The organism is Bradyrhizobium australiense (genome assembly GCF_013114825.1).
Classification (GTDB): Bacteria; Pseudomonadota; Alphaproteobacteria; order Rhizobiales; family Xanthobacteraceae; genus Bradyrhizobium; species Bradyrhizobium australiense.
In genome coordinates this window covers 215737-236524 of record NZ_JAAVLX010000009.1, presented here as the reverse complement: position 1 = coordinate 236524, position 20788 = coordinate 215737, and the positions used below count along the sequence as shown (strand labels likewise).

The 20788-nt window shown below is 63.7% G+C and carries 22 protein-coding genes; 17 read left to right on the top strand and 5 right to left on the bottom strand.

Translation table 11 applies throughout. The features are described from left to right. The first annotated feature begins 64 nt into the window (after positions 1–64). The 10 genes from HCN58_RS27020 (at position 65) to surE (ending at position 8927) form a co-directional block, all read left to right on the top strand. Positions 65–1537 (top strand): SPOR domain-containing protein, encoded by a 1473-nt coding sequence (locus HCN58_RS27020; RefSeq protein WP_171582395.1) that lies wholly within the window; start codon positions 65–67, stop codon positions 1535–1537. Between the two features lie 46 nt (positions 1538–1583). After that, the gene (nagZ, locus tag HCN58_RS27015; protein WP_171582394.1) at positions 1584–2606 is read left to right on the top strand and encodes a beta-N-acetylhexosaminidase; all 1023 of its coding nucleotides are present in this window, start codon (positions 1584–1586) and stop codon (positions 2604–2606) included. After that, positions 2603–3430, top strand: a complete 828-nt coding sequence (locus tag HCN58_RS27010; protein ID WP_171582393.1) for a segregation and condensation protein A — start codon at positions 2603–2605, stop codon at positions 3428–3430. Before nagZ ends, HCN58_RS27010 begins: the two co-directional genes overlap by 4 nt. Before the next feature lie 18 nt (positions 3431–3448). After that, positions 3449–4201: an SMC-Scp complex subunit ScpB gene (gene scpB, locus HCN58_RS27005; RefSeq protein ID WP_171582392.1), complete on the top strand. Its 753-nt coding sequence runs from the start codon at positions 3449–3451 to the stop codon at positions 4199–4201. Between the two features lie 146 nt (positions 4202–4347). Then, a complete protein-coding gene (locus tag HCN58_RS27000) occupies positions 4348–4587 on the top strand; it encodes a twin-arginine translocase TatA/TatE family subunit (RefSeq protein ID WP_171582391.1) in 240 nt (79 codons plus the stop codon). 118 nt (positions 4588–4705) lie between these two features. After that, positions 4706–5224 carry a Sec-independent protein translocase protein TatB gene (gene tatB, locus HCN58_RS26995; RefSeq protein WP_171582390.1) on the top strand — a complete coding sequence of 173 codons (519 nt, stop codon included), beginning with the start codon at positions 4706–4708 and terminating at the stop codon, positions 5222–5224. Further along, complete coding sequence (gene tatC / locus HCN58_RS26990; RefSeq protein WP_171582389.1) at positions 5221–6042, top strand: twin-arginine translocase subunit TatC; 822 nt, start codon at positions 5221–5223, stop codon at positions 6040–6042. Before tatB ends, tatC begins: the two co-directional genes overlap by 4 nt. A gap of 210 nt (positions 6043–6252) precedes the next feature. Further along, positions 6253–7584, top strand: coding sequence for a serine--tRNA ligase (serS, locus tag HCN58_RS26985; protein ID WP_171582388.1), 1332 nt, complete (start codon positions 6253–6255; stop codon positions 7582–7584). Positions 7585–7656: 72 nt separating this feature from the next. Beyond that, positions 7657–8064, top strand: coding sequence for a hypothetical protein (locus HCN58_RS26980; RefSeq protein ID WP_210266158.1), 408 nt, complete (start codon positions 7657–7659; stop codon positions 8062–8064). A gap of 95 nt (positions 8065–8159) precedes the next feature. Next, positions 8160–8927 carry a 5'/3'-nucleotidase SurE gene (surE, locus tag HCN58_RS26975; protein ID WP_171582387.1) on the top strand — a complete coding sequence of 256 codons (768 nt, stop codon included), beginning with the start codon at positions 8160–8162 and terminating at the stop codon, positions 8925–8927. Between the two features lie 104 nt (positions 8928–9031). Here the strand turns inward: surE and HCN58_RS26970 are convergent, their stop codons facing one another. Further along, positions 9032–9409 carry a response regulator gene (locus HCN58_RS26970; RefSeq protein WP_171582386.1) on the bottom strand — a complete coding sequence of 126 codons (378 nt, stop codon included), beginning with the start codon at positions 9407–9409 and terminating at the stop codon, positions 9032–9034. Positions 9410–9663: 254 nt separating this feature from the next. On the opposite strand from HCN58_RS26970, the gene HCN58_RS26965 reads away from it, so the two are divergent. Both HCN58_RS26965 and HCN58_RS26960 read left to right on the top strand, forming a co-directional pair. Beyond that, on the top strand, positions 9664–10308 hold the full coding sequence (locus HCN58_RS26965; protein ID WP_446471649.1) for a protein-L-isoaspartate(D-aspartate) O-methyltransferase: 645 nt from the start codon (positions 9664–9666) through the stop codon (positions 10306–10308). 109 nt (positions 10309–10417) lie between these two features. After that, the gene (locus HCN58_RS26960; RefSeq protein WP_171582385.1) at positions 10418–11791 is read left to right on the top strand and encodes a peptidoglycan DD-metalloendopeptidase family protein; all 1374 of its coding nucleotides are present in this window, start codon (positions 10418–10420) and stop codon (positions 11789–11791) included. A gap of 159 nt (positions 11792–11950) precedes the next feature. Here HCN58_RS26960 and HCN58_RS26955 read toward each other — a convergent pair whose 3' ends face one another. Then, positions 11951–12934, bottom strand: coding sequence for an ATP-binding protein (locus tag HCN58_RS26955; protein ID WP_171582384.1), 984 nt, complete (start codon positions 12932–12934; stop codon positions 11951–11953). Positions 12935–13129: 195 nt separating this feature from the next. Between HCN58_RS26955 and yajC the strand changes: the two genes are divergently transcribed. The 5 genes from yajC (at position 13130) to HCN58_RS26930 (ending at position 17491) form a co-directional block, all read left to right on the top strand. Continuing rightward, complete coding sequence (gene yajC / locus HCN58_RS26950) at positions 13130–13492, top strand: preprotein translocase subunit YajC (protein ID WP_057855867.1); 363 nt, start codon at positions 13130–13132, stop codon at positions 13490–13492. Between the two features lie 55 nt (positions 13493–13547). Then, entirely contained in the window at positions 13548–15149 is a 1602-nt protein-coding gene (gene secD, locus HCN58_RS26945) for a protein translocase subunit SecD (RefSeq protein WP_171582383.1), read from the top strand. 16 nt (positions 15150–15165) lie between these two features. Beyond that, a complete protein-coding gene (gene secF / locus HCN58_RS26940) occupies positions 15166–16167 on the top strand; it encodes a protein translocase subunit SecF (RefSeq protein WP_171582382.1) in 1002 nt (333 codons plus the stop codon). Positions 16168–16235: 68 nt separating this feature from the next. Continuing rightward, on the top strand, positions 16236–16631 hold the full coding sequence (locus HCN58_RS26935; RefSeq protein WP_171582381.1) for an Mth938-like domain-containing protein: 396 nt from the start codon (positions 16236–16238) through the stop codon (positions 16629–16631). After that, entirely contained in the window at positions 16628–17491 is an 864-nt protein-coding gene (locus HCN58_RS26930) for a phytoene/squalene synthase family protein (RefSeq protein WP_171582380.1), read from the top strand. Before HCN58_RS26935 ends, HCN58_RS26930 begins: the two co-directional genes overlap by 4 nt. Before the next feature lie 129 nt (positions 17492–17620). Here the strand turns inward: HCN58_RS26930 and HCN58_RS26925 are convergent, their stop codons facing one another. From HCN58_RS26925 to HCN58_RS26915, 3 genes are all read right to left on the bottom strand, one after another. Continuing rightward, positions 17621–18724: a serine/threonine protein kinase gene (locus tag HCN58_RS26925; RefSeq protein ID WP_171582379.1), complete on the bottom strand. Its 1104-nt coding sequence runs from the start codon at positions 18722–18724 to the stop codon at positions 17621–17623. 4 nt (positions 18725–18728) lie between these two features. Then, positions 18729–20162, bottom strand: coding sequence for a methylenetetrahydrofolate--tRNA-(uracil(54)-C(5))-methyltransferase (FADH(2)-oxidizing) TrmFO (gene trmFO / locus HCN58_RS26920; RefSeq protein WP_171582378.1), 1434 nt, complete (start codon positions 20160–20162; stop codon positions 18729–18731). A gap of 101 nt (positions 20163–20263) precedes the next feature. After that, a complete protein-coding gene (locus HCN58_RS26915) occupies positions 20264–20416 on the bottom strand; it encodes a DUF1127 domain-containing protein (RefSeq protein WP_074832357.1) in 153 nt (50 codons plus the stop codon). Positions 20417–20788 lie beyond the last annotated feature (372 nt).

Sequence of the window (20788 nt, the reverse complement as noted above, 5' to 3'; positions counted from 1 at the left end):
CCGCTCGTCATGGTTTGTTTAACATGGCGGGTTGGCGCTGTCCCGTAGGGGATGCATCATCACGATGGCTGATCGATATCAGGACCGACCTTTTCCCTCCGCCGACCAGGCTAGCGGCGAGAGTGATCCGCTGGCCGAGCTCGCGAGGCTGATCGGACAGAACGACCCATACGGGGCTGCCGCCAAGCCGGCACCGCACCCGCTACAGTCGCGGGCGAATGTGCGTCCACAGCAATATGATCCGCCGGAAGAAGATCTCGACACGCCTCCGGCTCCGCCGGCATGGATGCAGCGCGCGCGCCAGGAAACCCCGCCGCCGCCACTTCCATCGCCGCTGCCGCACGATCAGGCTTACGAAGACGAGCCGGAGTATCAGCCGGCGCCGGTGCATCCATTGCACCGCTACGCGGCCCAGCATCAGGCGCCCGCGCAGGACTCGCAGGACTATTACGAGGCTCCGCAGCAATATGCCGACGAGCCGCAGCAGGATCCGTCGCGCTACGACGATGCGCTCTATGGACGGCTCGAAACCGGCGAGCACGACTATCAGCGCGATCCGGCCTATCCGGACGATCCCTACGCGTACCAGGGCGAATACCAGGAAGAGGAGCCCGCGCCGAAGAAGCGCTCGAGCGGCCTGATGACGGTCGCCGCGGTGCTGGCGTTGGCGGTGGTCGGGACAGGCGCTGCCTTTGCCTATCGCACCTATGTCGGTTCGCCCCGCTCAGGCGAACCGCCGATCATCAGGGCCGACAACAGCCCGACCAAGGTGGTGCCGGCGTCGTCCGACGGAGGCGCTGCAAAGGCGCCTGACCGCATGCTGCCGGGCGATGGCGGCGAGAAGCTGGTGTCGCGCGAAGAGACGCCGGTCGACGTCAATGCGAGGTCCGGCGCGCCGCGCGTGGTGTTTCCGCCGCTGAATCCGAATACCAATCCGCCGCCGGTCGCGAGCGTTTCACCGTCCGGCCCGCCACCCCAGACGGGCGTGAACGGTACGATGCCGAACAACGAGCCGCGCCGGATCAAGACTCTCGCGGTCAAGGGCGATCCTTCCGATAACGGCGGCATTCCGGCAGGCGCCAGCGCGCCGCCGCCGAGGCCGGGACCGACGACGCGAAGCGTCGCCGCGCCGGGCGCACCGCCTGCCGCGGCTCCGCCCGCGAGCCGCAATCCGGCGTCGGCCAATGCCAGCGCCAACTCGCCGATGTCGCTCGCGCCGCAGGCCGATGCCGCCCCGCCGACCCGGACCGCGGCGACCAATCCGAGCCAGCCGGCCGCTCCGGCCGGGGGAGGCTATCTGGTTCAGGTCTCTTCGCAGAAGAACGAGGCCGACGCGCAGGCCTCCTATCGAGCGCTACAGAGCAAGTTCCCGAGCGTGCTGGGATCGCATTCGTCGCTGGTGAAACGCGTCGATCTCGGCGAGAAAGGCGTCTATTACCGCGCGTTCGCCGGCCCGTTTGGCTCGTCCGAGGAGGCGGCGCAGGTCTGTAGCAGTCTGAAATCTGCCGGCGGACAGTGCTTCGTCCAAAGGAATTAACGGCGGTTTCCTTGACCCGGGGGCTGCGAGGGGCCTAATCGGCCCCATGACAAGCCGGGCATTCATCACGGGCGTATCGGCACTGGAACTGAGCGCCGCGGAGCGCGAATTCATCCGTGGCGAGCTGCCATGGGGCTTGATCCTGTTCAAACGCAACGTTGAGACGCCAGATCAAGTATCTGCACTTGTTGATGAGTTTCGAAATTGCGTCGGTGAGGCGGATGCGCCGATCCTGATCGACCAGGAAGGCGGGCGGGTGGCCCGGCTCGGGCCGCCACACTGGCCGGTCTATCCGCCCGGCGCCACCTTCGGCGCGCTCTATGACCTTAAGTCGGAGCTGGGCCTGCAGGCCGCGCGGTTAAGCTCGCGCCTGATCGCGGCCGACCTGATCGACCTCGGGGTCACCGTCGACTGCCTGCCGCTCGCGGACGTGCCGGTGGCCGGCGCCGACGCCGTGATCGGCAACCGGGCTTATGGAACCGAACCGGGCAAGGTCGCAGCGATCGCCCGTGCCGTTACCGAGGGGCTGGAGCAGGGCGGCGTGTTGCCCGTCCTGAAGCACATTCCCGGCCACGGCCGGGCCACTGCGGATAGTCATTTCCGGCTCCCGACCGTTGATACAGCGCGGGAAGAGCTGGAACGGACCGATTTCGCGGCGTTTCAACCGTTGGCGAACCTGCCGATGGCCATGACCGCACATGTTGTGTTTAGCGCGTTAGACCCCGTCCAACCGGCGACGACTTCTGCGACAATCATCCGGCAGGTGATTCGCGGCGTAATTGGGTTCCAAGGTTTGTTGATGAGTGATGACGTGTCCATGAATGCGTTGGCGGGATCGATCGCCGAGCGGACCCGCGCCATCGTCAACGCCGGCTGCGACATGGTCCTGCATTGCAATGGCAAGCTCGACGAGATGCGCGACGTGGCTTGCGAGACTCCGGAGCTGGCGGGCGAGGCCTTGGCACGTGCCAAACGGGCGCTAGGCTCCCGCAGGCAGCCAGAGCCGTTCGATAGGCAGGCGGTGCGGGCTGAACTTGAAGCGTTGATGGATCGGGTAGGAACAGCATGACGGCTGAGATTCTATCGTTTGAAACTGGACGGCCCGCCGAAATCACCGAGGGCGAGCCGGCACTGGTCGTCGACGTCGAGGGCTATGAGGGTCCGCTCGACCTGCTGCTCACGTTGGCGCGCCAGCAGAAGGTCGATCTCGCCAAGATTTCGATCCTGGCGCTGGCCGACCAGTATCTGACCTTCATCGAGGCCGCGCGAAAGATCCGCCTCGAACTCGCCGCTGATTACCTCGTCATGGCGGCCTGGCTCGCGTTCCTGAAATCGCGACTATTGCTGCCCGAACCGGCCACGCCCGACGGGCCGAGCGCCGAGGAAATGGCGACCGCACTGGCCAACCGGCTGCGCCGGCTCGAAGCCATCCGCGAAGCCGCCAACCGGCTGATGAACCGGCCGCAGTACCAGCGCGATATCTTTCCGCGCGGCAATCCGGAAACCATCGCCGAGATCAAGCACCCCAAATTCACGGCGACGCTGTTCGACCTGCTGACCGCCTATGCCGCGCAGCGCCAGCAGCGCGTGCTAGCGACCGTGCATCTGGCCAAGCGCACCGTATGGTCGCTGGCGGAAGCGCGCGCCTCGCTGGAGCGGCTGGTCGGCATGGCCGACGCTGAGGACTGGAGCTGTCTCGACGATTATCTCCTCACCTACGTGGTCGATCCCTCGCAGCGGGCGACGGTATTCGCCTCGAGCTTTGCCGCGGCGCTCGAACTGGTGCGCGAAGGCGAGATGGAGCTGAACCAGAAAGAGGCGTTCGCGCCGCTGTATTTTCGTAAGCGTCCGCCGCAGGCAGCAATGCCTGCGCCGGATATGACGGTCGAGTAAGTGGAAGGAGACCTAGCCATGGCAAGCCTGGCGGAAAAACGCATGGAAGATGCCGAGGACCATCCCATCGACCAGAATACCGATCAGGCCGCGCGGCCCGAGGAATTGCGGCTGCTCGAAGCGTTGCTGTTTGCCTCCGCCGAGCCTATCGATCAGGCGGCGTTGGCGAAGCGCATGCCCGACGGCGTCGACGTCAAGGCGGCGCTGGCGCAACTGCAGGCGGAATATGCGCCGCGCGGCGTCAATCTGGTGCGCATCGCCAACAAATGGACCTTCCGCACCGCGGGCGACCTGTCATGGCTGATGACGCGCGAAAGCACGGAGACGCGGCGGCTGTCGCGGGCGGCGATCGAGGTGCTCGCGATCATTGCCTATCACCAGCCCGTGACGCGCGCCGAGATCGAGGAGATCCGCGGCGTGATCACGTCCAAGGGAACGCTGGATGTGCTGCTCGAGACCGGCTGGATCCGCCCTCGCGGCCGCCGCAAGACGCCGGGCCGGCCGCTGACCTTCGGCACGACGGAAGCGTTCCTGTCGCAATTCAGCCTGGAGGCGCTGAGCGACCTGCCGGGTCTCGAAGAGCTGAAGGGTACGGGGCTATTGGATTCGCGGCTGCCTTCCGGCTTCAGCGTCCCGACGCCGTCGGATGACGTGGCGCTGCGTGAGGACGAGGATCCGCTGGACGCGGGCGACAATCTGGAACTCTTGCTGGCGCCTGCGGCCGAGCCTGACGAGGGCGGCGGAGCCGGTTCCGAAGGCTCAGCCGGCTAGTTAGGCAAGCGCGGTTAATATAGCCGTAATACGTAGCCGCGACAGCGATTTGCCGCGGCAGGGGTCCTTGTTTTTGATACCCCGCGGGCCTACCTTCCGCGAAAGCTTGGCCGGAAGCCGGCCGTCTCTTTTTGGAGGGTTGCAGGATGGGTTCTCTTAGCATTTGGCACTGGATCGTCGTGATCGCAGTGGTCCTGCTGTTGTTCGGCCGCGGCAAGATTTCGGATCTGATGGGCGATGTCGCGCAGGGCATCAAGGCCTTCAAGAAGGGCATGCAGGACGACACCAAGGAAGCCGAAAAGCCCGCCGAGCCGGTGAAGACCATCGATCACAATGCGACGCCGGCACCGACGGCGCGGACGGATGTCGGCAGCAAGGCAGTCTGAACGGGCATCTTGGACCGGGCGTCGGTTGAACGACGCCGGTTGAGAAAAGGCGCGGGCGGCTCCAAATCTTGACTATGATGGATTGGGGCGCGGACGTCTCGCGCGAGCGGAAGAATTCATGTTCGACATCGGCTGGAGTGAACTGGTCGTCATCGCGGTTGTCGCGCTGATTGCCATCGGCCCGAAAGAGCTGCCGGGCGTGCTGCGCATGGTCGGGCAATGGATGGGCAAGGCGCGCAAGATGGCCGCCGAATTCCAGGGCCAGTTCCAGGAAGCCATGCGCGAGGCCGAAATGGCTGACCTCAAGAAGAGCTTTGACGAGGTCAAGGACACCGCAACAGCGCTTTCCCCCGGCAACCTCATGACTTCGCTGCAGAAGGATGTCGACGACGCCCTGCAGATCGGCGATGTCGACAAGCCTGCCACGACCGACCCCAACGACGCGCAGGTGGCGTCCGCGATCGGCGAACCCGTCACCCCGACGATGCCGGCAGCGCCGACGCCGGAAACCTTCGTCGAAGCCGAGGCGCATGCGGCCGCGTCCGAGCCGCTGGCGATCACCCGTGAAGTTCAGGCCGTCCAGCAGGACGTTGCGCCGGCGGCGCCCGACATTCTCAAGGACGCCAAAGCGTCATGACCATCGAAGATATCGAGGCCAGCAAGGCGCCATTGATGGATCATTTGATCGAGCTGCGCTCGCGGCTGATCAAGGCGCTGCTCGGTTTCGGAATTGCGTTCATCTTCTGCTTCTTCTTCGCCAAGCAGATCTACAACGTGCTGGTCTGGCCGTTCGTCTGGGTGGCGGGTGCCGAGAATTCGAAATTCATCTACACCGCGCTGTTGGAATATTTCCTCACGCAGTTGAAGCTCGCGCTGTTCGGCGCCGCTTTCATCTCCTTCCCGATCGTGGCGACGCAGATCTACAAGTTCGTGGCGCCAGGTCTCTACAAGCACGAGCGCGGCGCGTTTCTGCCGTATCTGATCGCAACCCCGTTCTTCTTCGTGCTCGGCTCTCTGTTGGTGTATTTCGTGGTGCTGCCGATGCTGGTGCGGTTCTCGCTCGGCATGCAGCAGATGGGCGGCGAGGAGAGTGCGCAGATCCAGCTCCTGCCCAAGGTCGGCGAATATCTGTCGCTGATGATGTCACTGATCTTCGCCTTCGGCGTCGCGTTTCAACTTCCAGTCATACTGACGCTGTTGGGGCGGATCGGCATCGTCACCTCGCAGATGCTGCGCGAGAAGCGGCGCTATTTTATCGTCATCGCCTTCGTCATCGCGGCCGTGCTGACGCCGCCCGACGTCATCAGCCAGGCCTCCCTCGCGCTACCGCTGCTGGCGCTCTATGAGGGCGCGATCATCGCGGTCCGCATGGTGGAAAAGAAGGCCGCCGCCGCGCGGGCCGCATCAGGCACACCGCCCGCCAGCCCGCCGCCGGAAGCCAATCCGGCGGAATAGGGCGCCGCTCGCGCCCACCATTGGCTGTCATTCCCCGCGAAGCGGGGAATCCAGTACGCCGCGGCCTACTGAATTTATATCGAACTGCTCTGGAATAATGGATCACCCGCTTTCGCGGGTGATGACGGGTGTGGTACTTGGGGCACGCACCGCAAACAATCAACGTGAGTGTTGATTGTTTGCAGGAAGACGCCCGAGGACCGCACGCCAATGCACGACATCAAATCGATCCGCGACAATCCCCAGGCATTCGACGCCGGACTGAAGCGCCGCGGGCTGGCGCCGTTATCGGCTTCGCTGCTCGCGATCGACGAGAAGCGCCGGGCGGCCATCCTGGCGTCCGAGCAGGCGCAGGCGCGGCGCAATGCGGCTTCGAAGGAAATCGGTGAGGCGAAGAAGGCCAAGGATGACGCGCGCGCCAACAAGCTGATGGCTGAAGTTGCCGAGCTCAAGACCACGATGCCCGAGCTCGAGCTTGCGGCGAAGAGGGCTGACGAAGAACTGGCGAAAGAACTCGCTGCGATTCCCAATCTGCCGCTCGACGACGTTCCCGAAGGCACAGACGAACACGGCAATGTGCAGCGCCACGTCTACGGCAAGATCCGCAACTACGGCTTCACGCCGAAGCCGCATGATGACCTCGGCGGCGCGCTCGGCTACATGGACTTCGAAGCCGCCGCGAAACTGAGCGGCGCGCGCTTCGTCGTCTTGAAGAAGGGCCTGGCGCGGCTGGAGCGCGCGATCGGTCAGTTCATGCTCGATCTCCATACCAACGAGCACGGCTACACCGAGGTCAATCCGCCGCTATTGGTGCGCAACGAGGTGATGTTCGGCACCGGGCAATTGCCGAAATTCGAGGACGACCAGTTCTGGGCCATCAAGGGTGAATTGCTCGCGGCTCCCGACGAACGACTGAAGACCGGGCGCCTCGGTCTCATTCCGACCGCCGAAGTTTCGCTGACCAATCTCGTCCGCGAATCCATTGTCGACGAAAAAGAAATGCCGATGCGGCTGACCGCGCTGACCCCGTGCTTCCGCGCGGAAGCTGGTGCCGCCGGCCGCGACACCCGCGGCATGATCCGGCAGCATCAATTTACAAAAGTCGAACTGGTCTCGATCGCGACGCCCGAGACCAGCCGTGACGAGCACGAGCGCATGCTGTCCTGCGCCGAGGAGGTGCTGCGCCGGCTCGACCTGCATTACCGGGTGATGACGCTATGCTCCGGCGACATGGGCTTCTCCGCGCAGAAGACCTACGACATCGAGGTCTGGATGCCGGGGCAAGGTGAGGGCGGAGCCTACCGCGAAATCTCGAGCTGTTCGGTCTGCGGTGATTTCCAGGCGCGCCGCATGGATGCGCGCTCACGTGGGCCCGACGGCAAGCCGCGCTTCGTGCACACGCTGAATGGCTCCGGCACGGCGGTCGGCCGCGCGCTGATTGCGGTGATGGAAACATATCAGCAGCAAGATGGCTCAATCGCCGTGCCCGATCTGCTGCAGCCCTACATGGGCGGACTCAAAACCATCGAGCGGGATAAATAGCGCAAGGCAAAAATGGCATTGCATCGCGACATTCTTTGGATCGGGAGGCAATGGGCTGTCACCGGCCACGGAATGCAATTGATCGACCAGAGGCTGATGGGCGCCTTCGACATCGAAGTGGCCCGCCTGTGGGACGACGATCTGATCGAACGCATGCATACCAAGGAGTGGCTCAACGCCGCCGATTTCGACAAGGGACTGGCGGTTGCGCGGACGCGACACAAGCAGCCGGAGGCGGGGCCGGCGCGGATAGCTGCGGCGCTTCCGGTGATCGACCCCATCGCGCCGCCTCCACTGGCGAAGCCTCGGCGGCCGGCTAGCATTGAGCCCCTCGACGCGGCACCGGCGCCGCCAGCGGCTGTGAGCCCGCCGTCCTTACCTATCGAATCGGCGCACCAGGCATTGCCAGACCTGCAGATGAAAATCGATGGCGGCGCCAGGTTCGCGCGCCCCTGGCGCGTCTGGATGAAGAAAACATGAGGAAATAGGCCGGTTTGCCTCGGCCGCGATAGCCGGATAAGACGACGCCCCAAGGCAAAAGCCCACCGCGACCGAACCAGAAGGCATTTTGACGGATGCGAATTCTCTGCACCAACGACGACGGCATTCATGCGCCGGGTCTGAAGATCGTCGAGGAGATCGCCCGCGCGCTGTCCGACGACGTCTGGATCGTGGCGCCGGAGCTCGATCAGTCCGGCGTTTCGCATTCGCTGTCGCTTAACGATCCCCTGCGGCTGCGCGAAGTCGGTCCGCGCCATTTCGCGGTGCGTGGCACGCCGACCGATTGCGTGATCATGGGCTCGCGCCATATCCTCGGCGAGAAGATGCCCGATCTCGTGCTGTCCGGCGTCAACAAGGGCCGCAACGTCGCTGAGGACGTCGTCTATTCCGGCACGATCGCGGGCGCGCTCGAGGGCACGATTCTGGGAATCCCGTCGTTTGCGCTGAGCCAGGAATTTTCCATCGAGACCCGTCACGCTCCGCTGTGGGACACCGCGCTGAAATTCGGCCCCGGCATCTTGCGCAAGGTGATCGACGCTGGCGTGCCCAAGAACACCGTAATCAACGTCAACTTTCCCGCCTGCACGCCCGATCAGGTCAAGGGCGTCCGCGTGACGCGGCAGGGCAAGCGCAATCTCGGTTTTCTCAAGGTCGATAAGCGACACGACGGCCGCGGCAATCCCTATTTCTGGATCGGGTTCGAGCGCGCCGCGATGATGGATGCGCCGGCCGAAGGCACCGATCTGGCGGCGCTTGCGGCGCGCTACGTGTCAGTGACGCCGCTGCGGCTGGATCGTACCGATGAGGCGTTCTCGGAAGAGCTGACGGCGACGTTGAAGTGATGCCAGTAGCCCGGATGGAGCGAAGCGCAATCCGGGGACGGTCTCGCAAACACAATACGTCGGTCCCGGATTGCGCTGCGCTCCATCGGGGCTACACGCAGTGGCTAAACCGGCGCGCTTTTCAACGTAGAGGCGATCACCTGGGCCAGCGTTTCCAGTTGGAACGGCTTCTGCAGCGCGGGGCGGTCGCGATATTCCGCCGGCAGGCCGGAGGAGCCGTAGCCGGTCGCAAAGATGAACGGACGGTTGCGCGCCGTGATCAGTTCGGCTACCGGCGTGATCACCTTGCCGTTGACGTTGACGTCGAGAATGGCGAGATCGAATTCGGTCGATTGTACAAGTTTGACCGCTTCGCCGATTTCGCCGGCCTCGGCGGCTACGCTGTGGCCCAGCTCTTCCAGCATGTCAGCGACCATCATGCGGATCATGACCTCGTCTTCAACGAGGAAAACAGAACAGCCCGCCGGCCGTGTCGCTACCATGATGGATTCCTTGCCCTTCCAAGTATCGAAGTTCGCAAAAAACGACCTTGGGTGCAATGTCGGCATGGGCGGGTAGCCCCTGCTAAAAGACTCATCGCGAAGGATTTTCCCGGGCCCTAACGCCGGGAGGCGGCTCCGGTTCCGGAGCCGGAACCACAATCTTGAGGAAATCGTTCCTTAAGTGCGCGGACGCTATTACATCTTGGCGAGGCCGAAGCATTGAATTGGCGGCAGACTCCCGCCACGAGACCGCCATGTCCCAAGAACCGCCGGAAAAGATGATGTTTCAGCTCACCCTGCGGCGGCGGGGGATCAGCGACCAGGCGGTGTTGCGGACCATGGAAGAAGTGCCCCGCGAGCACTTCGTGGCGGCTGACGATCGCGGGCATGCCTATCGCGACAGCGCGCTCGGCATCGCCTGCGGGCAGACCATCAGCCAGCCCTTCGTGGTGGCCTACATGACCGAGCAGCTACAACTGCAGAAGCACCACAAGGTACTCGAGATCGGGACCGGCTCCGGCTACCAAGCCGCGGTGCTGTCGCGGTTATGTGCGCATGTCCTGACCATCGAGCGCTACCGGACGCTGGCGGACACGGCACGCGACCGGCTCGAAGCGCTCGGCTACTACAACGTTGAGGTGATGTTCGGGGACGGTTTCGACATTCCGCCCGGCGCCGGCGACTTCGACCGCATCATCGTGACGGCCGCGATGGAGCAAATTCCCGAAAAGCTGCTGGAGCGGCTGCTGCCGCGCGGCGTCCTGATCGCACCGGTCGGCCCCCACCATGGCACCCAGACGCTGGTCAGGGTGACCAGGACGGACAGCGGTTTTGAACGCAAGGAATTGGTCGATGTCCGCTTCGTCCCGGCCCTGCCGGGAATTGCGCGCGAACTGTAGAATCCCGGATTGGCGGTTCCCGCCAACATCTTATTCCAAGGGTTAAGCGGTTATTTACTCGGCACGTGTTTACTCAAAACAGTATTTTGTTGCGTACGAGTGAGTAACCATGTCCCGTGTCGCCGAGTTGCTTCGCTCGCGTCGGGTGCCGCAGGTCGCGGTGCTGGCGCTGATGTCAGTCGGCTTTGCCGGCTGCAGCGCCGATATGCAGACGCGCTTTTCCGATAGCTCATTCTCCAATCCCTTTGCCTCTCAGCCCGAAGCGACCGGTTCGGTGCGCACGCCCGCGGTCGAGCGCCGCGAGCTGCCGCAATATGCCCGGCCGCAGGCGTCGGCTCCGCAATATCAGTCGCAGTCCCTGCCGCCGCCCGCCGTTGCTGCGCCGCAGGCCTATCCAGCCAGCTCGGGCGGGGTGTCGGGAGGAGGGCGCGGGATTTCGTCGTATGCGCCGCCGTCCCATTCGCCGATCGAGACCACCGCCACGGTCCCGCCGCGTTCAGTGGCAGCCGCGCGCCCATCCGCGCCGGGCGGCACCACGATCATCGTCGGCACCAGCGACACGCTCGACATTCTAGCCAAGCGGTACAACGTTTCAGCCGCCGCGATCCTGCAGGCCAATGGCTATAAGGGGCCGCGCGTGCTGTCGCCCGGCCAGCAACTGATTATTCCGCGCCAGACGGCGACGGCAGCGCCCGCGCCGGGCGTCGCGCCTGCGGCCAGCAAGCCGGTTGCCGCTGCGGCCGCAGCACCGAGCGTCCATATCGTCAATCGCGGCGATACGCTGATGAGCATCGCGCGGCGGAATCAGGTTTCGGTCAGCGAACTCGCCAAGGCCAACAATCTCGATCAGTCTGCCAAGCTCAGCCTCGGCATGAAGCTCACTGTGCCCGGTTCGAAATCCGCGGCCGCAGCGCCGGCGGCGCAGCCTGTTGCCGCAGCTCCCGCCCAACCGGTCGCCCCGGTTGCGGCACCGGCCACCAAGGTGGCCTCGGTCGGCGGTCCGCCGCAGAGTGCGCGGCTGGCCTCCGCCACCACGAATGTCACGGAAGAAAAGCCCGTCGTCGAGCAAGCCTCGATCAAGCCCAGCGAAGCCACCGGCGCGCTGCCGACCTTCCGCTGGCCGGTGCGCGGCAAGGTGATCACGAGTTATGGCGCCAAGACCAACGGCAAATCGAATGACGGCATCAACCTGGCGGTGCCGGAGGGCACGCCGGTGAAGGCGGCGGAAGACGGCGTGGTGGCCTATTCCGGCAACGAGCTCAAGGGTTACGGCAACCTGGTTCTGGTGCGGCACTCCAACGGTTACGTCACCGCATATGCCCATGCGAGTGAACTGCTGGTGAAGCGCGGCGACACGATCAAGCGCGGCCAGATCATTGCCAAGTCGGGTCAATCGGGCGAGGTGGGGTCGCCGCAGCTCCACTTCGAGATCCGCAAGGGATCTTCACCGGTTGACCCGCTGCAATTCCTGAACGGGGCGTAATCGATCGCTGCGCAGCGGCGTTGCCTCACCCACAAATGTCATCGCCCGGCTTGACGGGCGACCCAGTATTCCAGAGCAGCTGCGATTGAAACGAGAAGCCGCGGCGTACTGGATCCCCGCCTTCGCGGGGATGACGTCGGAGTTGGGACACGACCAGTCCTACTTCCCCGCTAACCTCACGCCGAGCCGTCCCGCCAGCTCCTGCGTGAACTGCCAGGCGACGCGGCCGGAGCGGGAGCCGCGGGTGGTCGACCATTCCAGCGCCTCGCGCTCGAGCTCTTCGTCGGCGATCTTGATGCCGAAATGGCCGCAATAGCCGCGCACCATCGCCAGATATTCATCCTGGCTGCAGCGATGAAAGCCGAGCCAGAGGCCAAAACGGTCTGACAGCGACACCTTTTCCTCGACCGCCTCGCCCGGATTGATCGCGGTCGAGCGTTCGTTCTCGATCATCTCGCGCGCCAAGAGATGCCGCCGGTTCGAGGTGGCGTAGAGGATGACGTTGTCGGGACGTCCCTCGATACCGCCTTCAAGCACCGCTTTCAGCGATTTGTAGGTAGCATCGTTGCCGTCGAAGGAGAGGTCGTCGCAGAACACGATGAAGCGAAAATCGGAACTGCGTAACAGGTCCATCAGGGCGGGCAGGCTCTCGATGTCCTCGCGGTGGATCTCGATCAGCTTCAGCCGGTCGGCCGGCTTTCGGTCGATGTTGATATTGGCATGTGTCGCCTTCACCAGCGACGACTTGCCCATGCCGCGCGCGCCCCACAGCAGCGCGTTATTGGCGGGCAGGCCATCGGCAAAGCGCTCGGTGTTCTCGATCAGGATGTCGCGCATCCGGTCGATGCCCTTGAGCAGGCCGAGGTCGACGCGGCTGACGCGCGGCACCGGCGAAAGGCGGCCGTCCGGGTGCCAGACAAAGGCGTCGGCGGAGCCGAACGAGTAGGCGCTTCCCGCCGCTGGAGACGCCGCGGAAAGGTGGCCGGCGATGGCTTCCAGTGCGGTGGCGATCCGCTCGGCGGTAGCGCCGTTGAGCCTGTTTGCCGGACCTTTTGTCGCGGTTTTCACTTGTCCTCGCGAGGCGGCCTTGGCGGTGGCGCGGGGCGCTGTTCGAGCCGCAGTTTTCTTGGTTTTTTTCGACATTTCCCGAGTTCCTGACGGCGCAGCCTTAACGGGCCTTGGAAGGTCTCGCAAGCGGCCTAAATGAGGGGGCGGCCAACGTTGCAATTGGGCCCGCCGCCGCTATAGTCCGCGCAAATTTGCCCGGACCGGCGACATGCCCCAGGACGCTATGCCCAGGCATGGCCGGTTCTTTTCCGTCTCACGAGGATTGTTCGAATGCTGATTACCCCTGCGTACGCCCAGGCTGCAGCCGGCGGCGATGCCAACAGCATGTTGATGTCGCTGCTGCCGTTCGCGCTGATCTTCGTGATCATGTACTTCCTGATTCTGCGCCCGCAGCAAAAGAAGGTGAAGGATCATCAGGAATTGGTCAAAAACATCCGCCGCGGCGACACCGTGGTCACCTCGGGCGGTCTGGTCGGCAAGGTGACCAAAGTGGTGGACGATGACCAGATCGAGTTCGAGATTTCGGATGGCGTCCGCGTGCGGCAGATGCGGCAGATGATTTCAGGCGTCCGCGCCAAGGGCGAGCCAGCCAAGGAAAAGAGTGAGGCCAAGGACGAAACGTCCGCGAGCTGAGTTTTTGCGCGCCGCCTATCGCGGCGCATTTTCCTGGATCTGACGGGTCTACTCGATGTTGTATTTCACGCGGTGGAAGGCGCTGGCGATCATTCTGACCGCGCTGATCGTCTGCCTGTGCGCGGTTCCGAACTTCTTTCCCCAGGAGCGGGTCAAGACCTGGCCGGTATGGGCGCAACGCCACATCGTGCTCGGCCTCGATTTGCAGGGTGGTTCGTACCTGCTGCTCGAAGTCGACGCCAACTACGTGAAGAAGGAAAAGCTCGATCAGATCCGCGACGAGGCTCGTCGCGTGCTGCGCGACGCCAAGGTTGCCTATACCGGCCTCGCTGTCCGCAACGACGCGGTCGAAGTGCGTATCAGCCGCGAGGCCGATCAGGCGACTGGGTTGTCCAAATTGCGAGACATGTCGCAACCGATTGGGGGGCTCTTGGGGTCCAGCGGACAGCGCGACATCGAGGTGGTCGATGCCGGCGGGGGAGTAATCCGCCTGACGATCCCGCAGGCTGCGATGCTCGAACGCATGCGCAAGACGATCGAGCAATCGATCCAGATTGTCGAGAAGCGCGTCAACGAGCTTGGCACCGTCGAGCCGATCATCCAGCGCCAGGGTAATGATCGCATCCTCGTACAGGTGCCGGGTCTGCAAGATCCGACGCATCTGAAAGAACTGCTCGGCAAGACGGCGAAGATGGAATTCCGCATGGTCGATACCTCGGTGTCGCCGGACCAGGCCCAGCAGGGCCGGGTGCCGCCGGACTCCGAGGTGCTGATGAGCTCGACCTCGCCGAAGGTTCCGTATGTCATCAAGAGGCAGGTGCTGGTCTCCGGCGGCGATCTGACCGACGCCCAGCCGGGTTTCGACCAGCGCACCAACGAGCCGATCGTCAGCTTCCGCTTTAACACGTCGGGGTCGCGCAAGTTTGCCCAGGCGACGTCGGAAAACGTCGGCTTGCCGTTTGCGATCGTGCTCGACAATGAAGTGATTTCTGCGCCCGTGATCCGCGAGCCGATCACCGGCGGCTCGGGGCAGATCTCCGGCAGCTTCACCGTTCAGGCCGCCAACGATCTTGCGATCCTGTTGCGGGCCGGCGCCCTGCCGGCGCCTCTGACAGTGGTCGAAGAGCGCACCGTCGGTCCGGGCCTCGGCCAGGACTCGATCGAGAAGGGCGAGCTTGCGGCCTATGTCGGTTCAATTATGGTCATCGTGTTCATGCTGGTGACCTATCGGCTGTTTGGCGTGTTCGCCAACATCGCGGTAGCCATCAACGTCGCCATGATCTTCGGCCTGTTGTCGCTCCTGAATGCTACACTGACGCTGCCGGGCATCGCCGGCATCGTGCTGACAGTCGGCATCGCCGTGGATTCCAACGTGCTGATCTACGAGCGCATTCGTGAAGAGTTGCGTGGCGGCCGCAACGCGATTTCGGCGATCGACGCCGGGTTCAGGCGCGCGCTGGCGACTATTCTGGACTCCAACATCACCACTTTTATCGCCGCCGCCGTGCTGTTCTATATCGGCACCGGGCCGGTCCGCGGCTTCGCCGTCACGCTCGGCATCGGCATCATCACTACGGTGTTCACCGCGTTTACGCTGACCAGCCTGATCGTTGCAGGGTGGGTACGATGGAAGCGGCCGAAGACCGTGCCAATCTGAGAATGCGGAGCCGGCTTTGACACAATACGTTCTCATCGGGCTGGGCGTCCTGATTGCCGCGCTGACCGTGGTCGCCGCGCTCGATCTGCTGCCGCCGCTGCGCATTGTCCCCGACGATACACACTTCGATTTCACGCGCTTTCGCCGCATCAGCTTTCCGATCTCGGCGGCACTTTCGATCGTCGCGATCGTACTGTTCTTCACGCACGGGCTGAATTTCGGCATCGACTTTCGGGGCGGCACGCTCCTGGAAGTTCAATCCAAGTCCGGTTCGGCCGACATCGGCGCGATGCGTGCGAGCCTGAGCAACCTGGGCCTCGGTGAGGTCCAGCTTCAGCAGTTTGGTGGTCCGGCCGACGTCCTGATCCGTGTCGCGGAGCAGCCCGGAGGCGACAAGGCGCAGCAAGAGGCGGTGACCAAAGTGCGCGGCGCGCTCGGCGATAGCGTCGACTACCGGCGCGTCGAGGTGGTGGGGCCGCGTGTTTCGGGCGAACTTTTGGCCTACGGCATGATCGGTTTGATGCTCGCGATCTTCTCAATCCTGATCTATCTCTGGTTCCGGTTCGAGTGGCAATTCGCGCTCGGCGCCATGATCGCCAACGTCCACGATATCGTGCTGACGATCGGCTTCATGTCGATCTCGCAGGTCGATTTCGACCTCACCAGCATCGCGGCGCTATTGACGATCCTCGGCTACTCGCTGAACGACACCGTCGTGATCTACGATCGCATCCGGGAAATGCTGCGGCGCTACAAGAAAATGCCGATGCCGCAGCTTTTGAACGAATCCATCAATTCGACGCTGTCGCGCTCGATCATCACCCACGTCACGGTGACGCTGGCCTTGCTGGCGCTGCTGTTGTTCGGCGGCCACGCGATCCACAGCTTCACGGCGGTCATGATGTTCGGCGTGGTGCTGGTCGGCACCTACACCTCGATCTTCATCGCGGCACCGATCCTGATCTATCTCGGCGTTGGCGAGCACCGCGACGCGCCGGATAGGCCTGCGAAGAAATAGCGCATAGTCCGAAAAGCATGCCCTCGGGCTGGACCCGAAGGGCGGGAACCCGGTTTTCGGAAAAGGTCATGCCCAATCAGACAAGCTCATCCTCGGACGCTCCGCATCTTCCGAGGTCAGCGCCGATCGAAGCCTATGGCAAGGGCGGCTTCGCCTTCGCCGACATGTCGCATCGCGGCTCCCTGTTGTGCCTGCCGGATGCGATCTGGGCCTGGCCGGTGACCAAGCCCGCCGAGATCGACGAATATTCCCTTGCGCGCGTCTTCAAGGCCGCCAACGCCATCGATACGCTGATCGTCGGCACCGGCACCGAAGTCTGGGTGCCGCCGCGCGGTCTTCGCGAGGCGCTGCGCGCCGTGGGCGTGGTGCTCGATGCGATGCAGACGGGGCCGGCGATCCGCACCTACAACATCATGCTGGGCGAGCGGCGGCGCGTTGCGGCGGCGTTGATCGCGGTGCCATGAGCGCCGCGGCGACGTCGAAAGAATCCGCTGCGTTCTGTGCCGACCTGGTGCGCACGCATGATTTCGTCGGCTATGCGTCGACGCTGTTCCTGCCTCAGGTCCAGCGCCGGGCGCTGCTGTCCATTTACGCCTTCAACGTCGAGATATCGCGCGTGCGCGAGCATGTCACCCAGCCGCTGCCGGGCGAGATGCGGCTGCAATGGTGGACCGACATGCTGGAAGGCGCCGGCCATGGCGGCGTCGAGGGCAATCCGGTCGCAGCTGAACTGTTGCAGACCATCGGCGAATTCCGCCTGCCGATCGAGCCGCTATCGCGGCTGATCGACGAGCATCAGTTCGATCTCTACAACGACCCGATGCCGTCGATGGCGGCGCTGGAAGGGTATATCACCGATACGGCCTCAGCGCTGTTCTCGCTGGCTGCGCGGATTGCGGTGCCGCCATCGGCGGCGGTCGACCATCTCGCGCGCCACGCCGGACTGGCCCAAGGAATCGCGCAAGTACTCATCGCCTTGCCGCACGATGCCGCGCGGCGCCAGCTTTTCGTGCCGCTGCAATTGCTGCAGCAACATGGCAGCGGGATAGAGCAGGTATTTTCGGGCAAGCAGACGCCACAAGCGCGTGCTGCGATCGACCAGTTGATCGGAGAGGGGCAAAAACACCTCCGCACCGCCTTCGAGCTACTCACGCATGTGCCGCCGCAGCTGCGGCCGGTATTCCTGCCGCTGGCGATGGTCCGCCGCCATCTGCAGCGTATGTCGCGGGCTGACGTCGATCCGTTCGTGCCGCACGTGACGTCACGACTCCGGACGCTATGGACGTTGTGGCGCGCGTCGCGCTCGCGGGAGTTTGGTGGGTAGGCGGCGGCGTAAATCCAGGCCTGTCATACCCCGCGCAGGCGGGGTATCCAGTAGGCCGCGGCCTCTCGATTGGTCTCCAAAGCCTCTGGAATACTGGCTCGCCCGCCTTCGCGGGTGACGACATCCGGGTCAATTCGATCGCGAATTCAACTCGCTGCTTTCGAAATTGAAGCGGTCGCGGAGATTCTTCCGGCTTTCCAGAATATCCTTCAGGAAGGCGCGGTCGACGTCATTCGCGATCAGCGGCTCGATCAGATCGAGCTGGTTCATGGCGACGAGTTGCAGGATCTCCGTGCGCGGTTTGCCGGCGGTGTCGCGCGGCAGGGCATGCACCACCTGAATATGCTCCGGCGGTTTGACGCCCTTCGCCGACGAGAGCTCGCTGCGCAACTGCTTTTCCAGCGCGATGCTATCGGCCTCGACGAAGGCATATAGCCCGACACCGGTACGGCGGTCGGCGAACGCGACGATGGCGGTATCGCGCACTTCAGGATTTTTCCTGATCAGGGCGCTCAGCACCGGCGCATCGTTGACCAGCCGGCGGCCGCCGCCTTCACGATCGGTGAAATTGAACAGGCCGCGGGTGATGGCCTGGTAGACCTTCTTACCCGTCTTGAGCCAGATGCTGGCGACAAAGGACTTGCGCGCCAGAATCTTGCGCTCCATCGGCGTCAGCGCCGACGGCGCATAGCTGCGCTTGTGCTTGAGAAGATGCCGCAGATCCTCGTAGGCCGCGATCCGGAACAGCCGGCTTCTGCTCGAAAAGCAAGCCGCCAGTTGGAAATCGGTGAGATAGGCTCGGCCGTCGCGGCCCACCAGCCAATTCTGCTCCTTGGCGAGATCGTTGTGGCAAATGCCAGCGCGGTGCAGCTTGCGAAGAGCTGATTTGGCGGAGCGGAAATAGGCTATGTCGCCATGAGGTTTCGCCAGGTGCAGCGCGACACCATCGATAAAACCACGCACCAGAGCCTGCCGTCCGGCCCAGAGCAGTTTCGGGCCGACGTCGAGATCGCGCGCCAGCGCCAGCGCGCGGCGCTCGCGGGCGAACAAATGGCGGGCGAGCGAGTAGGACCACAGCGGCACCTGATCGAGCCGGCGCAGCACGGCATCGACATCGCCGGCATCGTCGCGAAACCGGCCGCGTTCGACCGTCGAGAACACGTCGCGCTTCAACAGCACGCCTTCGGTCCATCGCGCCGACAGAGTGGCGGCATCGTCTTTCGGCAAGCCCATGGGATTACGCCGCCGCCGCTACGCGCAGATGATCGGCGATCCAGCGATCGAGATCGGACAAGGCGCGTGCGCTGAGCGCCTGCTTCTTGGCGACCGTCTTCTCGTTGCCGCGCAGCCGCGTGCCGTCCGACTTCTTGGTCGGCAGGCTGGCAAGCGGAGGAAACAGGCCGAAATTGATGTTCATCGGCTGGAACGAGCGCGTTCCTGCCTCTGACGTTTCGATGTGGCCGCCCGTGATGTGACCGAGCAGCGAGCCCAGCGCCGTGGTCACTGGCGGCGGCTCGAGCGACTGCGCCCGGGCATCGGCCGCAGCATAGAGGCCTGCGATCAGGCCGATGCTCGCGGATTCCACGTAGCCCTCGCAGCCGGTCATCTGGCCGGCAAAGCGCAACCGCGGCTGCGCGCGCAGCCGCAATTGCCCATCCAGCAGCTTTGGCGAGTTCAGGAAGGTGTTGCGATGCAGGCCGCCGAGCCGGGCGAATTCGGCTTTCTCGAGTCCTGGAATGGTGCGGAACACACGCTGTTGAGCGCCATAGTTCAGTTTGGTCTGGAAGCCGACCATGTTGTAGAGCGTGCCAAGCTTGTTGTCCTGTCGTAGCTGTACGATGGCATAGGGTTTGACCGTCGGATTATGCGGATTGGTGAGTCCTACCGGCTTCATCGGGCCGTGCCGCAGCGTCTCGTGGCCGCGTTCGGCCATCACCTCGACCGGCAGACAGCCGTCGAAATAAGGCGTGTTGGTCTCCCAGTCCTTGAAATCCACCTTCTCGCCAGCCAGGAGCGCTGCGACGAAGACGTCGTACTGCTCCTTCGTCATCGGACAGTTGATGTAATCGGCGCCGGTGCCGCCGGGCCCGACCTTGTCGTAGCGTGACTGAAACCATGCCACCGACATGTCGATGGACTCCTTGTGCACGATCGGCGCGATCGCATCGAAGAACGCCAGCGCGTTCTCGTCGGTGAGTTCGCGGATGACATCGGCCAGCGGCGCCGAGGTGAGGGGGCCGGTCGCGACGATCACGTTGCCCCATTCGACGGGCGGCAGACCGGCGATCTCGCTCCGGTTGATCTCGATCAGAGGATGGTCGTCCAGGGCCCGGGTTACGGCGGCGGAAAACCCGTCACGGTCGACCGCCAATGCACCGCCCGCGGGCACCTGGTTGGCGTCGGCGGAGCGCATGATCAGCGAGCCCAGCCGCCGCATCTCGGCATGCAGCAGCCCCACGGCGTTGTTGGCGGCGTCGTCAGAGCGGAATGAGTTGGAGCAGACGAGTTCGGCCAGGCCCTCGGTTCGGTGCGCTTCGGTCATCCGCAACGGGCGCATCTCGTGCAGGACGACGCGAACGCCCGCATTGGCGACCTGCCAGGCCGCTTCCGAGCCGGCAAGGCCGCCGCCGATCACATGGACGGTGTCAGTTTGGGGACTAGAGGAAATCATGCGCTCAGGGTTAGCGCGTTTTCAAGCGGCGCGCAGCACCAGAAACGACAACGCCCGCAGCGGGGCGGGCGTTATCGGTTCATCAGGCGGCTGAACAGAGATCAGCCGTTATAGCTTCCGGCGGCAACGCGCGGGATGTCCGAGCGATCAAGGCCGATATCGGCCAGTTCGCGATCGCTGAGCTGGGACAGTTCGCTGACATTGCGCTGGTAATCCCGGAACGCCTGGATCATGCGGATGAGCGAGAGTAGCATCGTAGTCTCCTTGCATTACGATTCAGCCCTTGGAGGACGGCTTCATCGTTGAAATGAATATAGCTTAGATTTTGCAGTGCAGAAGTTCCGATGTTGCGGTGCAGCTAATCCTAGAACGCATAACTAAGGTAAGGGCCGCTTAACCTTTCGGCATAGCTGGCGGATTGCCGGCCGGAGCGCGCGATCCGTGCACAAAACATGAAAGTAATGCCCTAGATGTGTGGGTTCCTTGTAATCGGCAAAAATCCCTAATCGGCGACCAAAAAGGCCGATAACAAGTTCGCAGGCCCTCGAAGGGCCGACGAAATGTGCAACCGTTTCCGAAGTTTTTGGAATCTTCTTATGCACGAATCGCATGCAGCGTACGGAATG

Bases quoted from the DNA above. Each gene is read 5' to 3' on its own strand.
- HCN58_RS26955 (WP_171582384.1), bottom strand. From the start codon at position 12,934: ATGTCGAAAAAAACCAAGAAAACTGCGGCTCGAACAGCGCCCCGCGCC.
- HCN58_RS27000 (WP_171582391.1), top strand. From the start codon at position 4,348: ATGGGTTCTCTTAGCATTTGGCACTGGATCGTCGTGATCGCAGTGGTC.
- trmFO (WP_171582378.1), bottom strand. From the start codon at position 20,162: ATGATTTCCTCTAGTCCCCAAACTGACACCGTCCATGTGATCGGCGGC.
- HCN58_RS26970 (WP_171582386.1), bottom strand. From the start codon at position 9,409: ATGGTAGCGACACGGCCGGCGGGCTGTTCTGTTTTCCTCGTTGAAGAC.
- HCN58_RS26960 (WP_171582385.1), top strand. From the start codon at position 10,418: ATGTCCCGTGTCGCCGAGTTGCTTCGCTCGCGTCGGGTGCCGCAGGTC.
- HCN58_RS26935 (WP_171582381.1), top strand. From the start codon at position 16,236: ATGCCCAATCAGACAAGCTCATCCTCGGACGCTCCGCATCTTCCGAGG.
- tatC (WP_171582389.1), top strand. From the start codon at position 5,221: ATGACCATCGAAGATATCGAGGCCAGCAAGGCGCCATTGATGGATCAT.
- HCN58_RS26965 (WP_446471649.1), top strand. From the start codon at position 9,664: ATGTCCCAAGAACCGCCGGAAAAGATGATGTTTCAGCTCACCCTGCGG.
- tatB (WP_171582390.1), top strand. From the start codon at position 4,706: ATGTTCGACATCGGCTGGAGTGAACTGGTCGTCATCGCGGTTGTCGCG.
- HCN58_RS26925 (WP_171582379.1), bottom strand. From the start codon at position 18,724: ATGGGCTTGCCGAAAGACGATGCCGCCACTCTGTCGGCGCGATGGACC.
- yajC (WP_057855867.1), top strand. From the start codon at position 13,130: ATGCTGATTACCCCTGCGTACGCCCAGGCTGCAGCCGGCGGCGATGCC.
- nagZ (WP_171582394.1), top strand. From the start codon at position 1,584: ATGACAAGCCGGGCATTCATCACGGGCGTATCGGCACTGGAACTGAGC.
- HCN58_RS26980 (WP_210266158.1), top strand. From the start codon at position 7,657: ATGCAATTGATCGACCAGAGGCTGATGGGCGCCTTCGACATCGAAGTG.
- surE (WP_171582387.1), top strand. From the start codon at position 8,160: ATGCGAATTCTCTGCACCAACGACGACGGCATTCATGCGCCGGGTCTG.
- HCN58_RS27010 (WP_171582393.1), top strand. From the start codon at position 2,603: ATGACGGCTGAGATTCTATCGTTTGAAACTGGACGGCCCGCCGAAATC.
- scpB (WP_171582392.1), top strand. From the start codon at position 3,449: ATGGCAAGCCTGGCGGAAAAACGCATGGAAGATGCCGAGGACCATCCC.
- HCN58_RS26930 (WP_171582380.1), top strand. From the start codon at position 16,628: ATGAGCGCCGCGGCGACGTCGAAAGAATCCGCTGCGTTCTGTGCCGAC.
- HCN58_RS27020 (WP_171582395.1), top strand. From the start codon at position 65: ATGGCTGATCGATATCAGGACCGACCTTTTCCCTCCGCCGACCAGGCT.
- secD (WP_171582383.1), top strand. From the start codon at position 13,548: ATGTTGTATTTCACGCGGTGGAAGGCGCTGGCGATCATTCTGACCGCG.
- serS (WP_171582388.1), top strand. From the start codon at position 6,253: ATGCACGACATCAAATCGATCCGCGACAATCCCCAGGCATTCGACGCC.
- HCN58_RS26915 (WP_074832357.1), bottom strand. From the start codon at position 20,416: ATGCTACTCTCGCTCATCCGCATGATCCAGGCGTTCCGGGATTACCAG.